This is a genomic window from Peribacillus psychrosaccharolyticus ATCC 23296, assembly GCF_000305495.1.
GTDB classification, from domain to species: Bacteria; Bacillota; Bacilli; order Bacillales; family DSM-1321; genus Peribacillus; species Peribacillus psychrosaccharolyticus.
Map to the genome: position 1 here is coordinate 1 of NZ_AJTN02000170.1, position 4,500 is coordinate 4,500.

Annotated in this window: 5 protein-coding genes and 3 pseudogenes; 2 read left to right on the top strand and 6 right to left on the bottom strand. The window is 37.9% G+C overall.

Annotation, left to right across the window (positions count from 1 at the left end):
* Window positions 1-46: 46 nt before the first annotated feature.
* The 4 genes from tnpB to WYK_RS08560 form a co-directional block, all read right to left on the bottom strand.
* Window positions 47-403: an IS66 family insertion sequence element accessory protein TnpB gene (tnpB, locus tag WYK_RS08550; protein WP_040374105.1), complete on the bottom strand. Its 357-nt coding sequence runs from the start codon at window positions 401-403 to the stop codon at window positions 47-49.
* A gap of 175 nt (window positions 404-578) precedes the next feature.
* On the bottom strand, window positions 579-701 hold the full coding sequence (gene tnpA / locus WYK_RS26010; protein WP_268870021.1) for an IS66 family insertion sequence element accessory protein TnpA: 123 nt from the start codon (window positions 699-701) through the stop codon (window positions 579-581).
* A 246-nt stretch (window positions 702-947) separates the two neighbouring features.
* Window positions 948-1,382, bottom strand: coding sequence for a DUF1801 domain-containing protein (locus tag WYK_RS08555; protein ID WP_040374106.1), 435 nt, complete (start codon window positions 1,380-1,382; stop codon window positions 948-950).
* Between the two features lie 13 nt (window positions 1,383-1,395).
* Complete coding sequence (locus tag WYK_RS08560; RefSeq protein WP_040374107.1) at window positions 1,396-2,103, bottom strand: DNA alkylation repair protein; 708 nt, start codon at window positions 2,101-2,103, stop codon at window positions 1,396-1,398.
* Window positions 2,104-2,280: 177 nt separating this feature from the next.
* Here WYK_RS08560 and WYK_RS25575 point away from each other — a divergent pair.
* Window positions 2,281-2,407, top strand: a pseudogene (locus WYK_RS25575) (HU family DNA-binding protein); the annotation flags it as partial.
* Between the two features lie 37 nt (window positions 2,408-2,444).
* Window positions 2,445-2,750, top strand: a pseudogene (locus WYK_RS08565) (transposase); the annotation flags it as partial.
* A 192-nt stretch (window positions 2,751-2,942) separates the two neighbouring features.
* On the opposite strand, the gene WYK_RS08570 reads toward WYK_RS08565, so the two are convergent.
* Together WYK_RS08570 and WYK_RS25580 are read right to left on the bottom strand one after the other, a co-directional pair.
* Complete coding sequence (locus WYK_RS08570; protein ID WP_040374108.1) at window positions 2,943-4,040, bottom strand: L-dopachrome tautomerase-related protein; 1,098 nt, start codon at window positions 4,038-4,040, stop codon at window positions 2,943-2,945.
* A 264-nt stretch (window positions 4,041-4,304) separates the two neighbouring features.
* Window positions 4,305-4,500, bottom strand: a pseudogene (locus WYK_RS25580) (aminoglycoside phosphotransferase family protein); the annotation flags it as partial.

The following is a 4,500-nucleotide window of genomic DNA, read 5'->3' on the forward strand; positions in this document are numbered from 1 at the left end:
GAATTCTACGAATTCCTACAAACTCCTTCAAATTTACTTTAAAAAATTAAATAATCGTTCTTGCTTTCACTTCCCGATGCGCTTGACGTTGTTGTAGAGGTAGTCCGTCAAGTAGCCAACGAAGTTGCCTCCTAGTCACGGCCAGAGGAATAGCCTGATCGTGTGACGGCCAGTGGAATTTCCCCTTTTCTAACCGGCGATAATGTAACCAAAATCCATTATGATCCCATTGTAGGAGTTTAAGCTTATCGCGTGAGCGATTACAAAAAACAAAGAGACAAGGAGAGAAGGGATCTAAATCAAACTCTTCTCTAACGAGAGCTGCTAATCTATTTATGGATTTTCTTAAATCTGTTTTTCCTTGTGCTAAGTAAACTTTTTCTTCGGAAACATCGTTGATCATTGCTCTTTCAACGTCCGAACTACTTGGAGTAGAAGCTCAGGATTGAAATGAGGCTTCACTTCTACAGGTATGCCTCTCACCCGAATTAAAATACTAGGCTCTGTTTCATCCACTTGATCATAGAGATCAACTGGCAACCACTGAGTGGTTTTGGTTGTACTTTAAACTTTCTCTTCTAGTAATGGAACTGTGAGTAGGTAACATTTTGATTTTGGCACCATTCTTTAATAGGCAATTCGCTAGATTGAAAATCAACAATCCGTGCTTTCCACTCGTTTCTTAGGGCTTGTCTGTCCATTAAAAAACCTCCTTCAAGTAACACTTGAGGAGATTATCACATAGATCTTTGGGTTTTAGTAGGTAGGTAAAGTTTGACGCTTACGTTTAAAATACCCTGGGGACTATGTCTGTAGGGTATTTTTTTATAAAAAAAGGGCTTATAGAAAATAGACTTCAAAAATACTGCTCAAATTTTAATCGAATGGGTAGTTATAGTAAAAAACTTTCAACTTCACTGTTATAAGTATAGGGCAGAAATAACCCATTATTTTTTCACTAATTGTCTTTCATAAAGCTCAATCCACTGCTGGGGAGTTATCTTTTGTAGGAGGTCACCAATAAGCTTGTATGGTATGTGCTTCGTGTTTGTTAGGCGAATACAGCTTTTACCCATATTTAGTTTTGTGGGTACTTGCCTCGCATATTCTTGTTGAAACCATTGTAAAAGTTCTGTATCAGCGTAAATGCCCATATGGTATAGTCCGATATGTTGCTTTTGTGCGATAAGACCGAGAAATGGAAGAGGCTTGTCCGGTGTTACATGATAGCCCTTTGGGTAGAGAGAATGCGGTACTACATAGCCTATTCCACCATACTCTTCAACTTTTTTAAATCCATTTGGTAAGTTTTGTTCAATCGTTTCTACGAGTTTTATATATGCTTCACGTTTATTTTTATCAACTAAATGATCATATTTCATAGAAATTCTCCCGTTAGCATCTGACATATTTTCTTTTAAATCCGATTCGATTACGTTCAGTTTCTTTTAAAATATTTTCATATGCGTGGATAATACTTGGTTTTTTATTGTCACGGTGTATTTCAACGGGACCAACAGTTTGTGCGATTTCAAGTGCCTGCCCATGTAACGGTTTAAACGAAACACTGACAGTCGTTAAGAAGTTATTCATTGAAGCTTTTGCGCGTTCAGGTGCTTCATGTATCGTGTTTTTGACTAGTTGTAACATGTCCAGTAATTTTGGCGATGAAAATTCCTCATCTTTTCGACTCCCAAGAAGCCAGCAATAGCAACTCCATCCAGCTGACATTTTAAGCTCTTCGCCACTTGCAATCCATTCATCGGCAATGTCTTGAGCGAGAGGTGACTCTGCTAATGTAACAGCAACAACATAGTCAGACAGCATATAAAAATATGCAATGTCAATCCAACGATTAAAATCATCGTGCGTCATTTGAAGAGGATCTGCAATAATACCTGCAAAATACATAGCATCATAATTGCCTGTTGTATAAAGTTGGTCTGCTAAAGGTTGATTTATTTTAATTTGTTTTGCGATGGGCTTCATAGCGCCCGTTGCGACACCAAATACAGGTTCTTTTGCACCGTTTGAAATATACATTTTTTTCGTACGTTCTTTGCCTAAAACTTCTAATTGCTGCATCACTGTTTCAACATTCATTTCTACACCCCCCAATTAGTTCGGTATAAATGATTTCTCAGAAATCTTCTTTCTATTATAATCTTTTTTGTTTATTTGATTATATTGTACCTGAAGGGGAGTAAATTGAGTTTTTTAAATATTAGGCTCGTGCTGTTCCCGCATGAGTGTCGCGAGCAGGCTCCTCTATATAATAGCACATTTGAAGTGCGTGATCGAGCAGCTAGAGCGGGTAAAAATCCCCGAACAGGAGAAGAACTACAGATTTACTGCTACTAAAGTGCCAGCATTTAAGGTTCCGTGTCTCGCTAAGGGTCTGAAATAAATAATAGAATCGGGAGTTATATATCCTCTGCGTAAGGTTCCATTCTGACCAAGGATGAGCTTACCAAATGAAATCCTATGCCAAGAAACTGAAAGATCACGGTATTTTTCAAAGTATGTCCCGAAAGGGGAATTGCCTGGATAACTCACCAATGGAGAACTTTTTTGGGATCATGAAACAAGAAATGTATTACGGAAATACGTACACTAGCTTGGAAGAACTTAAAACAGCGGTTGATGAATTCATCATTTATTACAATTATAAACGGATGAAGTCTAAATTAGATTGGCAAAGTCCCGTTACGTATAAAGAACAATATCAGCAAAACCAAGCAGCAGCATAGTGAATAACAAACATTCAATATGTGAAGCAAGGGGTAACGCTACTATTCGTACTCTTCTTCTGAGGAACTAGTCCAGAAATGACGGTAAATCGTTTAAATACAATAAAAAATAGAGAGGATTTCTCCTCTCCATAAAAGTCTAACTTTTCGGGGTCACCTCAGATGAGGGATAACTACCTTCGTTTAAGATTATTATGAAAAGGTAGGAGCAGGGAATTCATCAATTCTCATCCGAAGTAAACTGTATGGTTTTTCCCGTAAGTCTCTTCCATAATGAAATCTCGCCTGCCGATGTAATTGATTCACAATGACATATAAGTATTGATCGGGGCCAATCGAAAAAGTATCCGGCCATAAAATTCTCGGGTCATGTGCGATGGTTTCCATTGTGCCATTCGGCAATATCTTCCGGATACTATTGTTTTCATAGTCTCCCGCATAAACAGTTCCTTTTGCGCCGGTGATTATGCCATCAGACGCACCTTTTTCACCCCAATACTGCACATATTGGGATAAATTCATGTCCTGAATCCTTGTGTCTCTTAGGGCTTCTGTTGAGATCGAGAACAGCTGCCGGCTGGTTAGTGGAGCATAAAATAAAACCTTTCCATCAGGAGAAATCGCTAAACTATCGGAAGCCAATCTAAATGGGAAAGTCGAGCCATCCGGGTTTCGATTCATCAAAATTTCACCTTCTACTTTCGGTAAAAAATAGGGATCAGGTGAAGTTGATATTGCCCCATTTAACCGTCTAAACGCGTTCCCATTTTCTAAATCTACGACGATAATACCCCCTGGCCCTCTGGAAGAAGAATCCGTTATATATGCATAACCTGCTCTTCCAACCCGAAAATCCAAACGGACATCATTCAAATAAGTTGTTGGCAAGACAACATCTTCTGAAAAGGTATATACTCTCCTTATTGTATTCGTGGTTAAATCAACAGAAACTAATTTTGCTCCCCCTTGTATAGGTTCAGAAAAATTTGGTGCCCCTGTATCCAGTACCCAAAGTGTTCCTCTTCCATCAGCAACGATACTTTGGACACTGACGAAAGACATAGTAATATTCTCGGTATTAACCAAATTAGTTTCTAAACTGGGATAAGGCTGCAATTCACCCTCAATAATTTCCGCCACAGTAAATTGAACGTCGTCTCCCCATTTCGGAAAGCAAACAAAAATACGACCGGTTTCGGAAACGCTGACACCTGTAGGCATAGCCCCATAAAAAGCATGCACCAGTTCAAACTGCCCAAAATATTTTTCTATAGGTAACATAGGTTGCATGATATCCTCCTCAACAAATCCGATCGGATATCCCATATATATGATGAAACTTTTTTTTAGTGCCTGGTTCTTGATAAATTTTTCATCGTGATGGATGCTGTTGGTTTAATTGTTTCTTGCACAGGTATATAAAAAAGAATTTCAAACTTATATCTCTTCTGTATACCATTTAGGTTTTAATTTACTAAAGTAATTATGATCTTCTAAAAAAGTGTGAACTTTACTTAACATATCATTTATGTTGTCTGGAACAGTTTTTAAGGTTCATATTACAGTAGAGAAGTCAAACATTGCTAGATAAAGTGAATAAAGCCTCCAAAAATATTCATCCGGTTCAGTATTAATAAAATAACCTCTTATTTGTCCAATTGAAAAAGGAATGCTTACTTCCCGATTGAAGATACCGATTTTATGAAATTCATGAATAGGATCGCCCCAATCATACTGGTGAAAATCTATA